Below are 21135 nucleotides of genomic sequence, written 5' to 3' on the forward strand. Positions count from 1 at the left end.
CGGGGGTTCTGCATGTGGCCACGTTCACGTGAAAGAGGGCTGAAGCTAGCCATGTCCCGCGCGGTCTTCGCGTCAGTCTTTGCTTCCCTGCTCATCGCTTGCGGCAGCGCCGCCGAAGACCCCGAGCCCTTCGGGCCGGGCGACGTCGAAGGGGGCGACGGCGGGCCGGCCACCCTAGGCGCAGACGCGGGAGCTGACGCGCGCGCGGACGCCAGGGACGTCTGCGAGGGGCGCGCCGACGGGACCTACTGCGGCGAGCGCCTCGGCGGCGAGGTCGGCGCGCGCATCACCTGCCAAGGCGCCAAGACGCAGAAGCGTGAGGTCTGCGCGACGGGCTGTTTCGTCCGAGAGCCCGGCAAGCCCGAGGCGCGCGACGACGTCTGCGCGAACGACGCGGTCGACCCCTGCTTCAACGATCCCGACGGCGTCCGCTGCGGCGTCGAGATTGGCGGCGACGCAAAGACGCTCTTCACGTGCGTGGGCAAGCGCACCGCGAAGCGGGAGGCCTGCAAGGACGGCTGCTATTCGGCGAGCGATCCGAAGGCGCCCGACGCGTGCGCGAGCGACGCCGTGGACCCGTGCTTCAACGACGCGGACGGCACGTACTGCGGGAACGCCATCGGGGGGCCCGCCGGGCAGCTCTATCGCTGCGCGGGAAAGCGGACCGCGTCGGTCGAGGCGTGCGGCGCTCCGGGCTGCATCGAGGAGCCTGGGGCACGCGCCGACATCTGCAACGGCGTCCTCTCGTGCGCGAACGTGCAGTGGTGGAATGTGCCGCTGACCTATGGCCCCTACATGTCGTCCGGCGGGTGGTGGGACACCGATCTGTTGGTGCGCGCCAATACGCCCGTCGTGCTTCGGCACGCGTCGAAGCTCGACAAGACCGGCGTCTACGGTTGGGGCTACATGCCCGAGTTCACCGATCAGGCGACCGGCAAGCGGTTTCGCATGTTGCATCTCCGCCCGAGCGCCCAGAACGCGACCGATGTAGGCCGGATCTATCCCGCGGGCTTTGTGGTCGGGATCTCGGGCGGCGACACGGCGGACACCGGACTGCCCAGGTACTCTACGGGGGCCCACCTGTGCATCCAGACACTCGAACTCTGGCGCACCGTCTTCCCAGACGTCAAGGACTCCTGCAAGCCCTGAGCTTCCTCCCGGCGAGCGGACAGGTTGGCTATGCCACCATGCTCCTCCGGGACGACCAAAATCACCCACAAAGGCTGTCGTTTCTCGAAAAGGTGATCGGGAGGGAGTACCCCGGGGGGATGTCGTCGCCGATCACGCGATCGGGAGAGAGTACCCCGGGGGATGTCGTCGCCGATCACGCGATCGGGAGAGAGTACCCCGGGGGATGTCGTCGCCGATCACGAGTAACCGGCGAGCCCGCCGTGAGCGCCGAGACTAGGTCGGGGAGCCCCGCGTCGTCGAGGGTCACAGAGCTCCCAGCGAGCTCGATGGCGCCGGCGGAGGCGATGAGCGCGAGCACCTCGCGCGCCGCGCGAAGCCCAGATGGATCATGTCGAATACGCGCTCGTCGCGCTCATGTCTCGTGGAAACCCCGCAGTGGTGGCGAACTACGGCAACGACACGGTGAGCGTGTTGGTGAATAGCGGTGCGGGGACGTTCGCCCCGAAGGTCGACTATCCCACAGGGAGCACCCCGTCTTCGGTGGCTTTGGGAGACGTGGACGGGGACGGCAAGCTCGACCTCGTGGTGGCGAACAACGGCAGCTCCACGGCGAGCGTGCTGGTGAACAGCGGGACGGGGACGTTCGCCCCGAAGGTCGACTACCCCACGGGAGCACCCCGTATTCGGTGGCGTTGGGAGACGTGGACGGGGACGGCAAGCTCGACCTCGTGGTGGCCACGGAGCGTGCTGGTGAACAGCGGTACGGGGACGTTCGCTGCGCGGGTCGACTACCTGACGGGAGGGTCGCCGTCTTCGGTGGCGTTGGGAGACGTGGATGGGGACGGCAACCTCGACCTCGTGGTGGCCAACGAATACAGCGATGCGGTCAGCGTGCTTGTGAACGGCGGGACGGGGACGTTCGCCACGCCGGTCGACTACCCCACAGGAACGTTGCCGTCTTCGGTGGCGTTGGGAGACGTGGACGGGGACGGCAAGCTCGACCTCGTGGTGGCGAACTCCGGCGGCAACACGGTAAGCGTGCTGGTGAACAGCGGCACGGGGACGTTCGCGCCGAAGGTCGACTACCCACGGGACCCCTGCCACGCTCTATGGCGGTGGGAGACGTGAACGGGGACGGCAAGCTCGACCTCGTGGTTGCCGGCGGCATCGGCGTGAGCGTGCTCGTGAACGGAGGCCCTGTCTGCGGAGTGGAGTAGCGGCGGGACCACGCGCCCGCACATAACCGGCTTCCCCTAGCCCTAACGCGAGCCGCGCCTCCGCCGTCCCGCGAGCACAAGCACGCCGAGGCCGAGGCCCAGCGCGGCGACACCGCCCGCGCTGTCGCCCGCGCGGCTCGTGCTCCGGCAGCCGCAGCCGCCGGCCGCCGCCTCGCCTGCAGCGCCCGCGCCGGGGCCGGTCGGGGCGGCCCCGGGGCCGGTCCCGCCGTCCGCATCCGGAGACACGGGGCCCGGGCCCGTGCCGGGAGGTGAGCCGGTGACCACCCCGAGGAGCTCCATCCTCGCGTCGTGGAACGGCTTGCCCCGCTCTCCCCAAGCGGGCTGGCCCGACGACGACTCGCTCAGCGCCTTGGGGATCGCTTTGCGCACGATGGAGTCGACCCGCGCCGGATCGGCCGCGCGCGCTAGCTGCATATAGCCGGCGTCCTGGACTCCGCGGCGCAGGTTCTTGAGGCGAATCGAGGCGATCAGCGCGTCGGTCCCGATCGAGTGGCTCGTGAACCGGTCGACCTGCTTGCCTGGATAGAGCAACATGCCGTCGCCGTTGCAGTAGTCGCCGTCGCGATTGTGGAAGTTCTCGGCGGTCACGAAGGGATCCACCGGCCCCTGTCCGCCGTTGACTCCGTCGTACCAATAGACGGTCTCCCAGTAGTACCAGCGCTCGATGTCGAACATGCCCTGCAGCCAGGCGTTCACGCGCAGCGACACGGCCTCGGTGTCGATCATGAAGGTGCCCGTGTGCGGCCGCACCCCGTTGTAGGCCCACACTCGCTTGCCGGCGGCCTTCGCGGCTTGGGCCGCCTTCGCGTCGTACGACTGCCCCGGAAGAATCGGGATGTGCACGGGCTGCGCGGCCGGGTTCTGGTAGCAGGTCCACGCGACGGGGATGTTCTTCGCGTCGGCGTTCTTGGACGAGGCGAGGAGGCTCACCCACCCCTGGCCGTAGGGGCTCGCGCAGCTCTCGTCGGCGGCGTAGACGAAGACGTCGAGCTTGCCGATGAGCCTTGCTTGCGCGAGCGCGGTCGCGACCCCCTCGACCTGCGTCAGCCGGGCGGCGGTCGGGGCGCCGTAGTCGCCGTAGGTGCCGAGGCTCAGGACGCCGTCGCCCTGGCCCTCTCCGGGCCCATCGTAGCCATTCGCGGGCGTGTAGAGCGAGCCGTCCAGCGCGGGCAGCTTTCGAGGGAGATCCGCCGCCGAGAGGGCCTGATGCATCGCCGAGAGGCCATGACGGTGGAGGAGCTTCCACAGGTTCGTCTCGGCGGCGGGGCCGTTGCCCATGCGGCTCGCGAGCGAGTCGAGCTCGTAGTAGAGCATCGTCTTGGCCGGTGCGTCGGGGAGCACGACCGGGTGCACGGTGAGCTCGACGGGGAGCGTGGCGAGCGGTCCCGCCGAGGACTTCACCACCACGTCGCCGCGATAAACGCCCGGGGCCTGCCCGCGGGGCACCGTCACGTCGACCCATACGATCCCGTTCTGCTTCGGCGCGACGCGCATGGGGTAAGGCGACCACGCGGGGGCGACCTCCACCGGAATGAGCGCATCGGGGACGAACCCGACCCAGCGTGAGGGGTCGGGTCCCGAGCCCGCGCGCCAGCCCAGCGACTCGGTCGGTTTGGTCGTGTTCCCGGACACGCGCTTGATTTCGACGAAGTGCTCCACAAAGCGCTCGATGCGTCGGCCGGCCGGCCTCGTAATGTCGGTGGCGCCAGGCTCGTTCTTGATGGCGCCGCCGGGGCCGACGAGCTCGGCGAGGTCTACGGTCACGCCGTCCAGCGCCGCGGTGTCGGCCTCGACGACGATCTGGAACGCGACGGTCTCGTTCCGGACGGCCACGAGCTTGATGGCGCTCCCGGGGACCCAGATGGGGTTGTCGCGTCCCGTCTCGAAGGGAGTGTCGATCGCGTCGCGGCGAAGCTTCTCGCCGTCGTCGATGGCCCAAACCGTGGGCGCCGCCGCGGCGTGGGCGGACGAGAGCAGGATCGCCGCGAGAGTGGAGGAAAATACGGCTCGTCGCACGGGGCCTCGCTGGTCGTGTTTTGCGAACCACGTCGGTCCGCGTCCGGTCGCAGCGTTGTATCCGATGCATCGGCCTCGAGCGACGCCATATCGGTGGCAACAGGGCTATTCGGAGATGCCTATGGACGAGGGGGGAGCGGTTCCCATGCTACGGTCGGGCATGTCCGTCTTCGGTCGACTTCGGGGCGTGTGGCTGGTGATCGGGGTCGCCGGCGTCGCCTCCGCCTGCGAGGGCGCGGCGGGCCCGAGCGTCACTCCCGGCTCGCCGACCGCGCCGGCGACCTCGAGCGCGGGCGGCCCGCCGCCTCCGGTGTCGGACGGGGCTGCGCCTCCGGACCCGCCCGGGGGGCCGCGCGGCTGGGTCCTCGCCTACGAAGAGACGTTCGAGGCACCCGCGCCGCTCGCGCTAGGCGCATGGAGCAGCGCTCCGGTCGTCGACACAGATCCCTTCGCGGACGACGGGAGCTATTTTCGCGCCAAGGGGGTGCGTCCGCCCACGACCCAGCGCGCGTCGGCGGCGATCGGGAGAGACGGGTGGCTCACGGTCGAGTCGGCGTCGCGCACCACCGGCGCGCCTCCCGCGGCGCTCGCGCAGACGGCCCCGGATCCGGGGAACCCCTCGAACCGCGCGCTCCGTATCCGGTCGATCGCCCACACCGACGCGACCATCGTGCGCCCCACGAAGGCGCTGCCTCCGGCGTATCGAGTCTCCGTCCGTGTGGGCTTCCCGAGCTTCGGAGACGGCAAACCGGGGAAGAACGGGTACGACTCCGGCAACGAGACCGCGGAGCCCTGGAGCACCTCGAGCGCGGTCGATCAGAACGGCTTCTACTGGCTCACGATCCTGGACACGCCGCCGCGCCCCCACAACAACACGTGGATTCATCACCACCGCAAGGTGGTCGTCGACAGCGACAACCACTCCCCGGCGTGGATGCAGATCTGGGACGGCGCGAAGTTCGTCGACAGCGGCGAGCACCCCATCATGATGTTCGCGGTCGACGGCCGCACGGCGGGGGGCAACGAGCGCATCGGCAAGCCGTTCCTGTCGTATTCGTCGGGCGCCTGGCAGCCCTCCGGCGAGATTCGCGCGGTGGACGCCTACAAGGCGAGCACCTGGTACACGGTCACGATCGCCCGAAAGGACGGGCACTTCACGCTCTCGGTGGAGGGGGACTTCGCGTTCGGCGGGAAGAAGAAATACGAGGGGACGATCGACGCCGCCGCCCGCTGCGTCTTTCACCAGAACCGCCCGGGGGAGCCCTCCGGCGCGTGCACTGACACCACGTCGTGGCCCGCGCTCGGGCCGCAACACCCGCACTGGCCCGCCGACGGCGCGTGGGACGACTGGTTCATGTTCGGGGATCCCCACGAGAACTACTACGAGGGCGAGGTCTATTACGACGACGTGCGGCTCGAGGTGTGGCGGGACTGAGGCTGCGCGGAATCGGGCGAGGGAAGAGCCCTCCATTCTTCGGAGGCACGGCTCGGAGCGACGCGGTGTCGGACGACGGGCCGCCCGGACGCGGCGCTGAGCTGCGGCTCGGAGACGCGCGCAGCGAGCTGCGTGCGAGAGTGCTCGTCGGTCCAGCGGTCGTTCGGCGGAGGATCGGGCTCATGCTCCTCGGACTCGCCGAGGGGAAGCTCGCCTTCTGCATCAGCGCCGCGGTGCTCTCGGGTGTGCCGGGATCCATGATCCCGAGGGCACCGAGGAGGCAGAGAAGGAGCTCGCCCCGATGACCAAGGCGCCAATCGTCGTCATCGGCGCGAGGAACGGGGAACGCCAGGAACGGGGATCGCGAGGTGTCGACGGCCCTCGCCCGCAGCGAAGAGCTCACCTCTCCAATCGCCGACGTCAGCCGGCTGAGGCGGGTTCTGGAACCGGGGATCTAGGTCGCCTTTTTCGGGCGCGCAGGCTTCGTCGCGGCCTTCGTCGCGACCTCCTTGCTCGCTCCCCCCCGAGGCGCCCGCGGTGGCTTCCGCCCCACCTCCTCGGCCGCGTCGGCGCTCGGACACATCCCGCGCACCGTGCACGCGCCGCACGCGGGCTTGCGCGCGAAGCACACGCGCCGCCCGTGGAAGATCAGCGTGTGGCTCGCGGTGTCCCAGAGCTCCCTGGGAAGCACCGCGCAGAGCGCCTTCTCGATCTTCTCGGGCTCGGTCTCCTCGGTGAAGCCGAGGCGCTGGGAGAGCCGCTGGACGTGCGTGTCCACCACCACGCCCTCGGGCTTGCCCCACACGACGCCGAGCACCACGTTGGCGGTCTTTCGCCCCACGCCCGGCAGCGCGACCAGCGCTTCGAGGCTCTGAGGGACCTCGCCGCCGTGGCGCTCGCAGAGCACGCGCGCCAGGCCCGTCACGTTCTTGGTCTTCTGCCGGAACATGCCGATCGTGCTGAGCTTCTGCTCGACGTCCGCGGGATCGGCGGCCGCGAGGGACTTCGCGTCGGGGTAGGCCGCGAAGAGGGCGGGGGTCAGCTTGTTGACGGCGACGTCGGTGGTCTGGGCGGAAAGCACCGTCGCTACGAGGAGCTGGAACGCGTTGGCGTGCTCGAGCTCGCAGTGCGCGTCGGGGTGCGCTGCGCGGAGCGCCTGGAGGACCTCGGTCGGCGTGGGTCCCGCGGGGGCTCTCTTCCTTGCGACTGCCTTTTTTGGTGCTCTTGGCGCTGCCATGGTTCCCTACGCGTGCCCGTGTGGGGAGAGCGGTGCGGCGCGGTACGGCGCGTCTGTGAGGCGTTCCCCCTCACACTTCCCCAAAGTTTGTGGCCCCGTTCGCGGGGCGCTCCCCCCCGATTTTCGGACTGGAGCGCCCACTTCGAGGGTTTGTTGGCTCAGTTCAGATCGGGCGGGGGATCTCCGCCGGTGGTGTCGCTCGGGGGCGCCTCGCTGGTGCCGTCGGCGCCGTCCGCCGCGGGGTCTTCCGCGGCCTCCGCGAGGCGCTCGACGGCGACGATGCGCTCGCCCTCTTCCAGCGACATCAGCTTCACGCCTTGGGCGTTGCGGCCGGTCTCGCGGATCTCGCTGATGCGCGTGCGGAGCATCTGGCCGCGGTCGGTGATGAACATGACCTCGTCCTCGTCGCACACGAGCTTTACGTCCACGACCGGGCCGTTGCGGTCGCTGGCGTCGATGAGGATGATGCCCTTGCCTCCGCGGTTCTGCGTGCGGAACTCTTCGATGTCGGTGCGCTTTCCGAAGCCTCGCTCGCACACGGCGAGCACGTGCTTGCGCGCGTCGTCGGTCACCGTGAAGCCCACCACCTGGTCGTCGTCGGCCACGTCGATCGCCTTCACGCCCATCGTCGAGCGCCCCATCGGGCGGACCTGCTCCTCGGGGAAGCGGATCGACTGGCCCTGCTTGGTCGCGATGAGCACCTCGCGCGAGCCATCGGTGAGCACGGCGGACAGCAGCTGATCGTCGCCCTCGATCTTGACCCCGATGATGCCCTTCTCCCGGAAGTTCTGGTAGTCGGTGAGCTCGGTCTTCTTGATCTGACCACGGCGCGTGAGCGTCATGACGAAGCGGCCGGCCTCGATGCTGGGCACCTCCACGACGGCGGCGATCTTCTCGCCGGGCTCCATGCCGACGAAGTTCACGATCGCGCGCCCCTTCGAGGTGCGGGCCGCCAGCGGGATTTCGTAAACCTTCTTGACGTACACCTTCCCCTTGTCGCTGAAGAAGAAGACGTACGCGTGCGTGGAGGCCACGAAGAGCTGGTTGACCCAGTCCTCGTCGCGCGCCTCCATGCCCACCTTGCCGCGCCCGCCGCGCTTCTGCGCGCGGTACGCGGAGGGGCTCGTGCGCTTGATGTAGCCCGCGTGCGAGATCGTGACGACCATGTCCTCTTCTTGGATGAGGTCTTCGTCGCTGATCTCGCCCGCGTTCTCCACGATCTCGGTGCGGCGCTTGTCGGCAAACTTCGCGCGGATCTCCTCGAGCTCCATCACGATGACGTTGAAGAGCAGGCCCTCGTTCGCGAGGATGTCGCGGAGCCGCGTGATCTCACGCGAGAGCTCGCCGTACTCCGCCGCGAGCTTCTCTTGCTCGAGCCCCGTGAGGCGCGCGAGGCGCATCTCGAGGATGGCCTTCGCCTGGCGCTCGGAGAGGTAGTAGTCGCCGCGCGCCTTCGCCGCGTCGATGTCGGCCTGGTCGAGCCCGGCCCGGGTCACGAAGGACTCGAGGCCCTTCAAAGGCAGCGCCATGAGGGCCGCGCGTGCCTCGTCGGCGTCGCGGCTCTGGCGGATGGTGCGCACGACGAGGTCCACCTCGGTCGTGGCCATGCCCAGGCCCTCGACGATCTCGCGCTTCTCCTCCGCCTGGCGGAGCTCGTAGCGGGTGCGCCGCGTGACCACGTCGCGGCGGTGCTCGACGAAGCACGCGAGGGTCTCGCGGAGGTCGAGGACGGCCGGTCGGCCGCGCACGATCGCGAGGTTGATGACGCCGAACGACGTCTGCAGGTCGGTCATTCGGTAGAGCTGGTTGATGACCACCTGCGGGAGGATGTCTTTCTTCAGCTCGATCACGAGACGAATGCCGTCGCGATCCGACTCGTCGCGCACCTCGCTGATGCCCTCGAGCTTCTTCTCGCGCACGAGCTCGCCGATGCGGGCGGCGACCTTGGCCTTGTTGACCTGGTAGGGGATCTCGGTGACCACGATCTGCTCGCGCTCGCCGCGGCCGGCGGCCTTCTCGACGAGGGTGCGGGCGCGCATGACGATGTTGCCGCGGCCGGTGCGCTGCGCCGAGAGGATGCCCGCGCGCCCGTAAATGAGCGCCCCGGTTGGGAAATCGGGGCCCGCGATGAAGCGCATCACGTCGTCGAGGGTGCACTCCGGGTTGCGAATGAGGTGGATCGTGGCGTCGATCACCTCGCCAAGGTTGTGCGGCGGGATGTTGGTCGCCATGCCGACGGCGATGCCGCCCGAGCCGTTCACGAGCAGGTTGGGCACTCGCGCGGGGAGCACCTTCGGCTCCTGGAGGCGATCGTCGAAGTTCGGCTGGGTGTCGACGCACTCCTTGTCGAGATCGGTGAGCAGCTCGACCGCGAGACGTGAGAGGCGGGCCTCGGTGTAGCGGTACGCGGCGGCCGGATCGCCGTCGACGCTGCCGTAGTTGCCCTGGCCGTCGATGAGCGGGTAGCGCATCGAGAAGTCCTGCGCGAGGCGGACCATCGCGTCGTACACGCTCGCGTCGCCGTGCGGGTGGTACTTGCCGAGCACGTCGCCGACGATGGTGGCGCTCTTGCGGAACGCGGAGGTGGGCGTGAGCCCCGCCTCGTACGCCGCGTAGAGAATGCGCCGGTGCACGGGCTTCAGCCCGTCGCGCACGTCGGGGATGGCGCGCCCCACGATGACGCTCATCGCGTAGTCGAGGTAGCTCGTGCGAAGCTCGTCTTGGATCGAGACCGGGATCCGCTGGTTCGGCGAGCCGGGCGGCGGGGGTGACGGAGGCGGAGGGGGCGGCGGAGGCGGCTGGTTCTCGGGGGACGTCATCGCGCCCGGAACGGTAGTTCAGCGGGGGCCCCCCGTAAAGCATGAAACCCTACGTTTTTCCCTGCGATGCGCGATTGTGCGGCGCTCGGCGCCGGGGTTCGCTACGGTTCGGTGGGGCAGGGCGTGCAGGACTCGTTTCAACTCGTAGGCAAGGTGCTGGACGGCAAGTACCGTCTGGACGGCGTGCTGGGGGAGGGCGGCTTCGGCGTCGTCTACGCCGGCCGGCAGCTCGCGCTCGATCAGCCCGTCGCGGTGAAGTGCCTCAAGCCCATGGAGGGCGGCGCCGACGTGGCATCGTTCCTGCGCGAGGCCCGCGTGCTCTTCGGGCTGTCGCACCCGGGCATCGTGCGCATGTACGACGTGGGCGAGATCGCCACGGCGCTGGGCCCCGTGCCCTACGTCGTGCTCGAGCACATTGAGGGGCGCACCCTAGACGCCGAGATCGCGGCCCGCGCGGCGGAGCGACGCCCCTTCACGGGGCCGGAGCTCTTCGCGATCGCCACGGGGCTGCTCGACGCCCTCGCGTTCGCGCACGCGCGCGGAGTGGTCCACCGCGACATCAAGCCCGCGAACGTGATGCTGGTCCGGGGGCCGGCCGGCGTGTCCGTGAAGATCTTGGACTTCGGGCTCGCGAGGGGCGGTAACCCCGGGCAGAAGACCACCGCAAACGTAGGACTTACGCCGCGTTACGCGGCGCCGGAGCAGTGGAACGCCAGCTACGGCGCGGTGGGCCCGGCGACCGATCTGTTCGCCCTCGGGCTCGTCCTCGAGGAGGCCGCGACGCTCTCGCCCGCGCTCGCTGGCGACTCCCTGGCCGAGGTCGTGGCGTCGAGCACCAACGTGGCGCGCCGCTCGTCGGTGCCTCACAGCCGCCCCGACTTGCCGCCGGGGTTCGCGGCCGCGATCGATCGGGCGACCCGCGTGTCTCCGGGCGAGCGCTTCGCCACCGCCGAGGCGATGAGCGCCGGCCTCCGCGCGCCGCCCGCGCCGCCGCCCGCCTGCGGGCCGCCGGCCTTCGGACCGGGCACCGCGACGCCTGGGCCGCCTACGGGGCGTGGGCCCGCCGCGTACGGCCCGCCCGGCGTGGCGTACGGGCCGCCGAGCGCGCCGCCGGGGGCCGCCCCTGGCCCGGCGTATGGCGCACCTGGCGCGCCGCCGGGGGCCGCGCCACCCCGCGCGTACGGCCCACCTCCCGCGCCACCCCGCGCGTACGGTCCCCACCTCTCGGCAAGCCTCCCACTGGCGGCTTCCCCGCTCGCCGAGCCGCCTACCGGGCGCCCCTCCCGGCTCGGCCCCGCCGTGCTCGTGTTCCTCGGGCTCTCGGGCCTCGCGGTGGCGGGCCTCTTCGCGGGCGGCTTCGGGGTCGCCTACTTCGTGTCGCGTCCGGCCGAGACCGCTCCTCCTGGGGTGGCCTACAGCGCCGGGCCTAGCGCCCCGCCCACGCCGCCGCCCCCGGACGCTCCGGCGACCGCCGCGTCGACTCCGGCGGCTGCGACGGCACCCGCGAGCGCGAAGTCGCGGACCCGTCCCACACCCGAGCCACCGCCGCAGCCGGGGCCGCCGCAGCCGGGGCCGCCGCAGCCGGGGCCGCCGCAGCCGGGGCCGCCGCAGCCGGGGCCGCCGCAGCCGGGGCCCGCGCGGGGATTCTCCGTCACGGCGCTCGGGCGGGAGAACCTCTACCCCTCGGTGGCGAGCTTCGTGGCGGTCGTCAACAGCCGCGGTCCGGGCCTCGAGCGCTGCTTCAAGAAAGCGGGCGTGGGTGGCGAGCCCTATTCGGTCAAGGTGCGGCGCTCGTTCCGGCGCGACCCCGCCGTGATCAACATCGTGGCGACCATGAGCTACAACGGCTCGCCCTCGGGCGCCGCGGCGGCTGAGGAGATCAAGGACTGCGTCTACTCCGACGTCCACGGCTGGCAGTGGCCGAGCCCGGGCTGGGGAGACAAGCCCGATGCAGGTGTAGCCTACATCGAGTTCCGCGCGGGCTACTGAGCGGCGCTCAGAAGAAGTTGCCGATGGTGAACTCGAACACGCTGCTCTCCTCGAAGTAGAGCTTGTTCAGCGGGAAGCCCCACTCGAACCGCAGCGGACCGAGCGGCGAGAACCAGCGCACGCCGAAGCCGGAGGAGGCGCGGAGGTTGGCGAGCGACGAGGCCGTGAAGCACGGCTGGACGAGCTTCGAGAACTGCGGCGCTGGCGTGGTCTGGCAGTACTGGTCCTCGAGGTTCCAGGCGTTGCCGGCGTCGAAGAACGTGACGCCGCGGATGCCCACCTTGTCGATGATGGGGAACTCGAGCTCGACGTTCGTGTAGGCCTGCAGGTTGCCGCCGATGTTCGCGCCGTTGGTGATGGGCGGCGCGTTCACGTCGAGCGACTGGTTCAGCGGCAGACGTGGGCCCACGGTGCGCAGGCGGTAGCCGCGGACGTCGAGGATGCCGCCGAGGAAGAAGCGGGCGAAGATGGGCACGCCGGCCGACTTCGGGCTCGTGACGACGCCCGCCTCGGTGTTGACCTTGAACACCACGCCGGAGCCCGCCTGGTCGGTCTGGCCGAAGAGCGGCACGTAGAAGCGGCCCGTGAGGCGGTGGCGCAAGAACTCGATCTCGCTCCCGATGACTCCGCTGGCGATCTCGGTGGAGCCCTGGAGGAACAACCCTGAGGTGGGGAAGAGGCGGTTGTTGCGCGTGTCGTAGGTGAGCGTTGGCCGCAGCGAGATGGTGCGGCCGGCGTTGAACAGGTTCGCGAGGGGCAGCCGCTGGAAGGTGCTCGAGAAGCTCGAGTTCGAGCCGAGGAACGTGGTGACCTGGGTGGTGTCGACCTTGTCGTTCTGGACGGTGCCCGTGAGGCTCACGCGGAGCCACGGCTGGACGAGCGCGTACCCGAACGTGAGCGAGCCGCCGAGCGATCGCCTGGAAAAGTCAGTAAAAATATAGAGTTGGTCGTAGAGCTCCGTGCTCGCCGACCAGTCGGAGTCGAGGAAGTACGGCTCGAAGAAGCGAATGCTGATGAGCTGACGGAGGCCGCTTATCTGGGCCTGCAGCGCGAGCGACTGGCCGTTGCCGAACAGGTTCGCCTGCTGCACCTGCGCGGTGGCGATGAAGTTCTCGACGCTGCTGAAGCCGGCGCCCACCTGAAAGGTGCCGGTGGGGCGCTCGGTCACCTCGAAGGTGATCTGGATCTTGTCGGGCGTGCTGCCCTGCTGCGTGCTCACGTCGACGCGCTCGAAGTACCCGAGGGCGGTCATGCGCCGCTTCGAGTCTTCCATCTTGGTCTCCGAGAAGAGCTGCCCCTCCTCGATTTCCATTTCGCGGCGCAGGACCTTGTCGCGGGTCTTGGTGTTGCCCTTGATCTCGATGCGCTCGACGTGCACGAGCGGGCCGCGGCGTATGGGGATGACGATGTCGACCTCGCGGCGCACCGGGTCGAGCTCGGTCTCGGGGTCGGCCTCCACGTTCGCGTAGCCGGCGTCGCGGTAGAGCAGGCGCACGGCGGTGAGGTCCTTCACGAGCTCGGCGCGGTTGAAGAAGTCGCCGCTCTTGGCCTTCACGAGCTGGCGTAGCGCCTTGCGGCCGCCGATGGGCTCGACCTCCTTGCCGTCCGCGTCCCGCTCGAACACCTTGAGCTGGCGGATCTTGAAGCGCGGGCCCTCGTGGATGGTGACCGTGATCTCGATGCCCTCGCGGTCGGGCGTGAGCATGACGCGCGGTGTCCCCACCTGCACGTTCATGTAGCCCTTGTCGTAGTAGAGGGCGTTCAACATGAGGACGTCGCGCTCGAAGACGTCCTGCCGGTAGGGGCCGCCCGAGCCGAAGGCGAGGAAGCCGGCGTTGCCGGTCTGCATGCCTTCGCGGAGCTCGGTGTCGGAGACCGTGTAGTTGCCGATGAAGGTCACGCGGCGCACGGTGACCGGCGAGTGCTCGGCGATCTTGAAGCGGACGACGACCTCGTTGTCGCGCTCGGCGTCCACCGTCGACTCGACGTCGGCGAGGAAGTAGCCCTTCTCCGCGTAGGCGTCCTTGATCTTCTGGACGCTCCGCCGCACGGCGGGGACGCTCAAGATGGTGTTGGGCTTGACCTCCACCGCCTCCTGCAGCTTGTCGTTCTCGATCTCGGAGTTGCCCTCGAACTCGACGGCCTTCACGTTGGGTCGCTCGCGGACGAGAAAGCGCAGCGACACGCCGCGATCGGAGCGCGTGAGGTCGACCTCGATGTCGTCGAAGAAGCCGGAGTCCCACAGGGCCCGAACGTCCGATGAGAGCAGCTCGGGGCGGAACGCCTGGCCCGGGCGCAGGCGCAGGTAGGTCATCACGTCGTCGCGCGCCACGCGGCGGTTGCCGCTCACCTCGATGGCGAGGATCGGCGCCCCGGCCGCCTTCTCGGCCTCGGTGAGGGGCAGGCGAATGGCTGGCGCTGCGGGCGCCGCGGCCACGGGCGTCGGCGTGGACGGTCCCGCGTCGGCCGAGGCCCCCGCGTCCATTGGGCTGCCGGCGTCGGCCGCGAGCGGCGTCGCGCGCGCGCCCGCGTCGCCAGCCCCCGCGTCGTCCCCTGCGGCCGCCGCGCTGCGCACCGCGGGCACGAGCTGCGCGCGGGAAGTTCCCGAAAGGACGAATAAAAGTAGCCCCAGCACGAGCCCGAGGGCGGCGAGCAGCCGTGCGCTTCGTCTCGGGTCAAGGAAGGGGCGGGTCGGCATCGAGCAGAGCTGCGTGGCGGAGATCCCGCAGACGCGGAGGGGTCCTATCGCGTTACCGGGAGCAAGGTCAACGCGTGTTTGGCGTCGCGCTCCGGGGCCGCCTCCCCTCGGGTGCGCGCGTGCCTTGCGGATTCATGCGCGCGCGCCCCGAGGGGGAGATCCGGCGACCCTTGGTGCGGAGACTAACTGGGGGCCACGGCCCCCTCGGGCGTCGACAGGTCGCCCGGCCGCGGCCACCAGAGATACCCGGAGAGGCCGAACGCCGCCGCGAGGGTCAGCATCGCGACCCGGCTCGGCATCACGTCGGCGAGGAGCCCCACGAGCGGCGGAGACCAGAGATCGCCGAAGAGGTGGATCGCGAAGATCGCGAGCGCCATCGCGCTCGCGCGGACGTGGGCGGGGACGCTTTTCAGGAGGATCGCGTTGATGGGCGACATCGAGAGGAACAGCGCCACCTCGCAGAAGAACGCCGCGCCGAAGAAGGCGTTCGACGATGGCGCGAGGAAGCAGAAGGCGGCGATGGGCGTCGCGATGAGGCTCCCGACGGCGCATAGCTTGAGGAGGGCGGAGACCTCGAGCTCGGTCCGGCGCTTCGCTTCGGCTTCGGTGGGCGCCTCGCTTGGCGGGCCGAGGTGCGCCGTCGCCTTCGCTTGCAGTCGGTCGGCCAGGTTCCCGCCCAGGAAGGTGCCGACCGCCCCACCGACGACGGTGATCAGGCCGAAGCGGAAGTTGGCGCTCACGAGCGTCACCTTGAAGGTGTCGGAGAGGAAGGTGGGGGCCCAGTAGCTGAAGCCCCCGAGGGCGAACGTGTAGGCGCAGTACCCAAGCAGCGCGCGCCGGTACTGCCGGGCGGCTCGGAGCTCCCCGAGGGCCTCCCGCACGTTCGGCTTCTCGCGGCTGCCGCGCTCGGGCTCGACCACGAGGAGGCAGGCGAAGCCGAGCAGCAGCCCCGGTCCGCCCGCGAGGTAGAACGCATAACGCCAGCCGTAGGCGTGCTCGATCGCGCCACCGATGAGGTAGCCGAGCGCGGCGCCGATGGGCTGAGCTACGTAAAATATCGAGAGGTTTCGGCCTTTTCGCGCCGTCGGGGAGACGTCGTCGATGAGCGTGGGGGCGATGGCGGTGAAGCTCGCCTCGCCGACGCCGACGACCGCCCGCCAGAAGAGCAGGGTAGGCGCGGTGCGCGCAAAGCCCGAGGCGACCGTGGCGACGCTCCACACGAGGATGCCGAACGTGATGAGGCGGGTGCGACGCCCGCGGTCCGCGAGGTAGCCGAAGACGGGGCTCGAGGTGAAGTACCCCACGAGGAAGATCGTGGCCATGAGCCCGCTCACGAAGTTCGAGAGGAGCAGCTCGTCGCGGACCTTCGGGAGCACCGCCGCGAGCACGTAGCGGTCCACGAAGTTCAGCAGGTTCAGCGCCGTGAGGAGCGCGAGCACGGCGGCGGGGCGACGGATCACCCGCCGAGACTACGGCGTTGTGGCCGGACCCGCGCCCAATTCGCGACTCGAGCCCACGCGGGAGCGCCACCGCAGGGCCCCACCGCAGCCGTCCACCCGCGGGTGGACGCGCCGCGCTCCGCTTGACACCTGTTCACCTCCCGCGGTAGCTGCCGAAGCGCCATGTTGCCCGCACAAGCCTCCGTCGACTCGACGCCCGCCTCGAGCCAGGTCCCGAAGAAGCCCGCGCGCCGCGCCACCGCCGAGACGATGGCCACCAAGCAGCGCGAGATCTCGGTGAGCGAGTTCTTCACGAAGAACCGGCACCTGCTCGGGTTCGACAACCCCGCCAAGGCGCTGCTCACGACCGTGAAAGAGGCCGTCGACAACTCGCTCGACGCCTGCGAAGAGGCCGGGATCCTCCCCGAGCTGCTGGTCGACATCAAGGAGGTGCAGAAGGACCGCTTCCGGGTCGTCATCGAAGACAACGGCCCAGGCATCGTGAAGGCGCAGATGCCCAAGATCTTCGCCAAGCTGCTCTACGGCAGCAAGTTCCACCGCCTGAAGCAGTCGCGTGGGCAGCAGGGCATCGGCATCAGCGCCGCCGGGCTCTACGCGCAGCTCACGACCGGCAAGGCGGTCACGATCACCTCGAAGATCGGCAAGGGTCGCCCCGCCATCCAAATCGAGCTGCGCATCGACACCAAGCGAAACCAGCCCGACGTTGTGAGCGAGCGCATCGTGCCCTGGGAGCGCGAGCACGGGACGCGCGTCGAGCTCGAGCTGGTCGCGGCGTACCGCGGCGGGCGCACCGGCGTCGACGCGTACCTGGAGCAGACCGTGGTCGCGAACCCGCACCTGGGGCTCAGCTACGATCCGCCGCGTGGCGAGCGCGTGGTCTACCCGCGGGCGTCGAGCGAGCTGCCCCGCGAGGCGCAGGAAATCAAGCCTCATCCGCACGGCGTCGAGCTCGGGATGCTGCAAATGATGCTCTCCGATGCCGAGGGCAAGTCGGTGCAGGAGGTCCTCGCGGCCGACTTCTCACGCGTGAGCAGCAACGTCGCCGGGAAGATCTGCAAAGACGCGGGCGTCTCCGCCCAGACGCCCGCCGGCGAGGTGCGCGGCGACGATCTCGACCGGCTCTACAAGGCGCTCGGCGAGGTGAAGCTGATGGCGCCGCCCGCCTCGTGCGTGGTGCCCATCGGCGAAGAGTTGCTCATCACGGGCCTCCGCCGTCGCTTCCCCGACGCCGACTTCGTCGCCTCGAGCACGCGGCCCCCGTCGGTGTACCGCGGCAACCCGTTCGTGGTGGAGGTGGGCCTCGCGTACGGCGGCTCGATGTCGGCGGACGAGCCCGCGGACGTCATGCGGTTCGCGAACCGTGTGCCGCTCCAGTACCAGCCGAAGGCCTGCGCGATCAGCGAGTCGGTGTACGACACGAACTGGCGCTCGTACGAGATCGCTCAGCCGAAGGGGTCGCTGCCGATCGGCCCGCTCGCCATCGTGGTGCACCTCGCGAGCGTGTGGGTGCCGTTCACGAGCGAGGCGAAGGAGGCGGTCGCTCACTACGACGACCTGCTCCGCGAGATGCGGCTCGCCGTGCAAGAGTGCGGGCGGAAGCTCGGCTCCTACCTCCGGGCGCGCGAGCGCGCGGCGAGCGACCAGAAGCGGCTCGGCATTTTCCAGCGCTACATCCCCGAGGTGGCGCAGGCCATCGCGGACATCCTCGCGGTGGACGCCGAGGGCGTCGAGGGCGCGTTCTTGCGAGCGCTGCCGAACTTCGCGAAGGTGGCCCTCGTAGAGACCACGGAGGAGGACGACGAGCCCTCCCGCGCCGCGTCGATGTTGCCACCCCCGGACGACGGCGACAGCGCGAGGCCGCCGCCACCTCCGCGCGTGCCTGAAGATGACGGCGCCGTGAAGGCCGCGTCGGTGAAGGCCGCGTCGGTGAAGGCCGCGCCTGCGAAGGCCGCGCCCGCGAAGGCCGCGCCCGCGAAGGCCGCGCCCGCGAAGGCTGCGCCCGCGAAGGCTGCGCCGGCGAAGAGCGCGAAGAGCGCGAAGGCCGCGCCGAGCAAGCCAAACAAGCCCACGAAGAAAGGGCGGGGGTGATCCATGGCCGCCAAGAAGAAAGCCCCGAAGGCCCCCGCCGCGAAGGCCCCCGCGAAGGGCGCGCCTGCGAAGGAGACGTTGCCGCTCGACGCCGTCGACGCAGCGACGCTGCGAAAGATCGAGAGCCTCGCGAAGCTTGCGCTCCGCTCCGTCGAGCAGGGCGACAACCCGGCCCTGTCGATCCGGACCCGCGCCCTCTCCAACGTGTCGTTCAACCCGAAGAAGCGAATCATCGAGCTCGGCGATCGCCGGCAGTCGCGTGAGTTCTTCAACACGTCGATGGCGAAGAAGTTCATGCAGACCTTCCTCGTGGCGCGTGGCTGCAAGAGCCTCATCGAGGAGCAGAAGACCGTCAGCATTCGTCAAATGTTCTACCTGTCGAAGCACACGCTCCGCGGCAGCCAGGAGAACACCTTCGACGAGCAGAGCGAGAGCGATCCCATCATCGAGGACCTCGAGGTCGGCATCGACGCGCTCCGCGAGGAGCTGCACCTCTTCGCCAACCGCCGCGGGCTCGTGGTCGGCCGGCTCGTCGTCAACGACGCGGGCGACGAGATCGACCTCAGTCGCATGGGCCGCGGCGGCTGGGGAATCCCCAGCATCTGCGAGGAGAAGGACCTCAAATTCACCCGGTGCGACGCCGAGTTCATCCTCCTCGTCGAGAAGCAGGCGATCTTCCACCGCCTCAACGAGGACCGCATCTGGGAGAAGCACAAGTGCATCCTCATGACGAGCGAGGGGCAGGCCGCGCGCGGCGCCCGGCGGCTCCTTCAGCGGATGGCCACCGAGCTGAAGCTGCCCATTTACGTGCTCGTCGATAACGACCCGTGGGGGCTCTACATTTACTCGGTGTTGAAGCAGGGCTCGATCAACCTGGCGTACGAGTCGATGCGCATGGCCGTGCCGAACGTGCGCTTCCTGGGCATGAGCTCCGTCGACCACAAGCACTTCACGCTGCCGAAGGCCGTGGAGATCAAGCTCTCCAAGGACGACGTGGCCCGCGCGAACCAGATGAAGAAGTACCCCTGGTTCGCCGACAAGAAGTGGCAGAAGGAGATCGACGATCTCCTCCGCGCCGGCTTCAAGATGGAGCTCGACGGGCTCCTCACCAAGGGCATCTCGTTCATCACCGAGGAGTACATCCCGAAGAAGATCCGGGACCGGACCTACCTCGTGTAGCGCCGCGCGGCGCGCCGCTGGCCCGGGATCGAATGCCGCGCGGCCCGCGCGCACCTACGCACGGGTACGGCGCCGCTCGCCACCGGGGTGGACTACGCCGGGTCCAGGACTCTCCACCGTGCAGTTGCGCACCGGCGCGCCGCAGCTTCTACTGAAAGAATCATGGCGACCTGCCCCACCTGCCACACCCAGTACGCCGACTCGGTCGAGGTCTGCCCCGAGCACGGAGCCGCGCTGCTGCCGGACAGCGTGTTCGCCGCGACGGACTCCGACCTCGCGCCTGGCACGCTCGTCGGCGAGTACCGCATCGAGGGGAAGCTCGGCGAAGGCGCCTTTGGCGCGGTGTACCGGGCGGTGCACCCGATGATCGGCAAGGCCGCCGCGATCAAGGTGATCGGCCGCTCGCTCTCGCACGACCCGCAGATGGTCTCTCGGTTCGTGGCGGAGGCGCGCGCGGTCAACCAGATCCGGCACCGCAACATCATCGACGTGTTCGGCTTCGGCGTGGTCCCGGACGGCCGCCACTACTACGCGATGGAGCTGCTCGAGGGCATGACCTTCGACTCCTACCTCAAGGCCCACGGGCGCCTCGCGCTCGCCGACGCGCTCCCCATCCTCCGCGGCATCGCGCGCGCGCTCGACGCTGCGCACGCGAAGGGCATCTTCACCGCGACTTGAAGCCCGAGAACGTGTTCCTCGTCCTCGACGACGACGGCCCACCGCAGCCGAAGCTGCTCGACTTCGGCATCGCCAAGCTCACCCAGCCTGGCGAGGCGACTCACAAGACCAAGACCGGCGCCGCCATGGGGACGCCGTACTACATGTCGCCCGAGCAGTGCCGCGGGCTCGATGTCGACGGCCGCACCGACGTGTACGCGTTCGGGGTCATGGCGTTCGAGGTGCTCACCGGCACTCTGCCGTTCGAGAGCGCGAGCGCGCTCGACCTGCTCATGATGCACCTGAACGAGCCGGTGCCGCGCGCCTCCGACCGACACCCGGAGCTCGGGACCGCGTTCGACGCCGTGTTCGCGCGCGCGATGGCCAAGGACAAGGAGGCGAGGCCCACGCTCGCCACCCAAGCGCTCGACGAGATCTCGCACGCGGGCGGGGTCGCGCTCACGAGCTCCGCCGGCGCGCGCGGCGCGGTGCTCCCAACGTCGGGTCACGTGGTCGCGGCGCGACCTCACGGGGCGACCGAGCTCGCGCACAGCCAGACCCTCGCGCAGCCCGTGACTCTCGCGGAGCCCCCCGTGATGCCGTCGAAGACCCTCGGCGCGTCCTCGGCCGACGTGGCCTCGCCGCCGCGCCGTTCGCCCGTCGTGCTGGGCGCCATCGCGCTCGTCGCCGTGCTCGTCGGCGCGGTCGGGGTCGTGGTGGTGAAGGGGCGCTCGACCGCGACCGCCGAGCCCCGCGCCGCAGCCTCCGCCCCGATTGAGGCGGCGTCCGCGCCGGCCACCGGCGTCACGGCGCCTCCCGCGGCCTCCGTCGCGACCCCGGCGCCGGCGGCGACTACGGTCTCGCTCACGGTCGAGGGCGCCACGCTCGACTCGGTCGTCACGGTGGACGGCAAGAAGCTCGGCGTGGGCCAGGGGCCGTTCGTCGTTCCGCGCGGTCAGGCACCGCTCGTGCTCTCGGTGGCGGCGCCCGGCTACAAGCCGTTCGTGGGGGCGTTCTTGCCCGCGGAAGACGGCAAGGTCGAGGCCCGGCTTGAGCGGGCAGGGGGCGGCCTGAAGCCCGCCGCGGTTCCCGCGGGACCGGGGAAGCCGGCCCCGACGATCTCGAAAGATCTCGCACAGCCTGACTTTGGCAAGTAGTGGATATCAGTTCCTTTCTTAGGAGACGGGG

Annotated in this window: 13 protein-coding genes and 1 pseudogene; 9 read left to right on the top strand and 5 right to left on the bottom strand. The window is 69.9% G+C overall.

Annotation, left to right across the window (positions count from 1 at the left end; genetic code table 11):
* Positions 1–51 precede the first annotated feature (51 nt).
* The 3 genes from IPQ09_05670 (at position 52) to IPQ09_05680 (ending at position 2348) form a co-directional block, all read left to right on the top strand.
* Complete coding sequence (locus IPQ09_05670; protein MBL0193709.1) at positions 52–1149, top strand: hypothetical protein; 1098 nt, start codon at positions 52–54, stop codon at positions 1147–1149.
* A 363-nt stretch (positions 1150–1512) separates the two neighbouring features.
* Positions 1513–2259, top strand: coding sequence for a VCBS repeat-containing protein (locus tag IPQ09_05675; protein MBL0193710.1), 747 nt, complete (start codon positions 1513–1515; stop codon positions 2257–2259).
* On the top strand, positions 2247–2348 hold the full coding sequence (locus tag IPQ09_05680; GenBank protein MBL0193711.1) for a hypothetical protein: 102 nt from the start codon (positions 2247–2249) through the stop codon (positions 2346–2348). Before IPQ09_05675 ends, IPQ09_05680 begins: the two co-directional genes overlap by 13 nt.
* 42 nt (positions 2349–2390) lie before the next feature.
* On the opposite strand, the gene IPQ09_05685 is transcribed toward IPQ09_05680, so the two are convergent.
* Positions 2391–4385 carry a DUF4091 domain-containing protein gene (locus IPQ09_05685; protein ID MBL0193712.1) on the bottom strand — a complete coding sequence of 665 codons (1995 nt, stop codon included), beginning with the start codon at positions 4383–4385 and terminating at the stop codon, positions 2391–2393.
* A gap of 160 nt (positions 4386–4545) precedes the next feature.
* Here IPQ09_05685 and IPQ09_05690 point away from each other — a divergent pair, with 160 nt between their 5' ends.
* Positions 4546–5820, top strand: coding sequence for a hypothetical protein (locus IPQ09_05690; GenBank protein MBL0193713.1), 1275 nt, complete (start codon positions 4546–4548; stop codon positions 5818–5820).
* Between the two features lie 454 nt (positions 5821–6274).
* Here the strand turns inward: IPQ09_05690 and nth are convergent, their stop codons facing one another.
* Both nth and gyrA read right to left on the bottom strand, forming a co-directional pair.
* Positions 6275–7057, bottom strand: a complete 783-nt coding sequence (nth, locus tag IPQ09_05695) for an endonuclease III (GenBank protein MBL0193714.1) — start codon at positions 7055–7057, stop codon at positions 6275–6277.
* 158 nt (positions 7058–7215) lie between these two features.
* Positions 7216–9876, bottom strand: a complete 2661-nt coding sequence (gene gyrA / locus IPQ09_05700; protein MBL0193715.1) for a DNA gyrase subunit A — start codon at positions 9874–9876, stop codon at positions 7216–7218.
* Positions 9877–9942: 66 nt separating this feature from the next.
* Here gyrA and IPQ09_05705 point away from each other — a divergent pair, with 66 nt between their 5' ends.
* Positions 9943–11865 (top strand): serine/threonine protein kinase, encoded by a 1923-nt coding sequence (locus tag IPQ09_05705; protein MBL0193716.1) that lies wholly within the window; start codon positions 9943–9945, stop codon positions 11863–11865.
* A 7-nt stretch (positions 11866–11872) separates the two neighbouring features.
* Here IPQ09_05705 and bamA read toward each other — a convergent pair whose 3' ends face one another.
* Together bamA and IPQ09_05715 are read right to left on the bottom strand one after the other, a co-directional pair.
* Complete coding sequence (gene bamA / locus IPQ09_05710; protein ID MBL0193717.1) at positions 11873–14563, bottom strand: outer membrane protein assembly factor BamA; 2691 nt, start codon at positions 14561–14563, stop codon at positions 11873–11875.
* Positions 14564–14745: 182 nt separating this feature from the next.
* On the bottom strand, positions 14746–16023 hold the full coding sequence (locus tag IPQ09_05715; GenBank protein ID MBL0193718.1) for an MFS transporter: 1278 nt from the start codon (positions 16021–16023) through the stop codon (positions 14746–14748).
* A 162-nt stretch (positions 16024–16185) separates the two neighbouring features.
* On the opposite strand from IPQ09_05715, the pseudogene IPQ09_05720 reads away from it, so the two are divergent.
* The 4 genes and pseudogenes from IPQ09_05720 (at position 16186) to IPQ09_05735 (ending at position 21104) form a co-directional block, all read left to right on the top strand.
* A pseudogene (locus IPQ09_05720) lies at positions 16186–17718 on the top strand (DNA topoisomerase VI subunit B).
* Positions 17719–18114: 396 nt separating this feature from the next.
* Positions 18115–19290 (top strand): DNA topoisomerase IV subunit A, encoded by a 1176-nt coding sequence (locus IPQ09_05725; GenBank protein MBL0193719.1) that lies wholly within the window; start codon positions 18115–18117, stop codon positions 19288–19290.
* 162 nt (positions 19291–19452) lie between these two features.
* Positions 19453–19968 carry a protein kinase gene (locus tag IPQ09_05730; GenBank protein ID MBL0193720.1) on the top strand — a complete coding sequence of 172 codons (516 nt, stop codon included), beginning with the start codon at positions 19453–19455 and terminating at the stop codon, positions 19966–19968.
* On the top strand, positions 19965–21104 hold the full coding sequence (locus tag IPQ09_05735; protein MBL0193721.1) for a serine/threonine protein kinase: 1140 nt from the start codon (positions 19965–19967) through the stop codon (positions 21102–21104). Before IPQ09_05730 ends, IPQ09_05735 begins: the two co-directional genes overlap by 4 nt.
* Positions 21105–21135: the final 31 nt, after the last annotated feature.

The organism is Myxococcales bacterium (assembly GCA_016720545.1).
GTDB lineage: Bacteria > Myxococcota_A > Polyangia > Polyangiales > Polyangiaceae > JAAFHV01.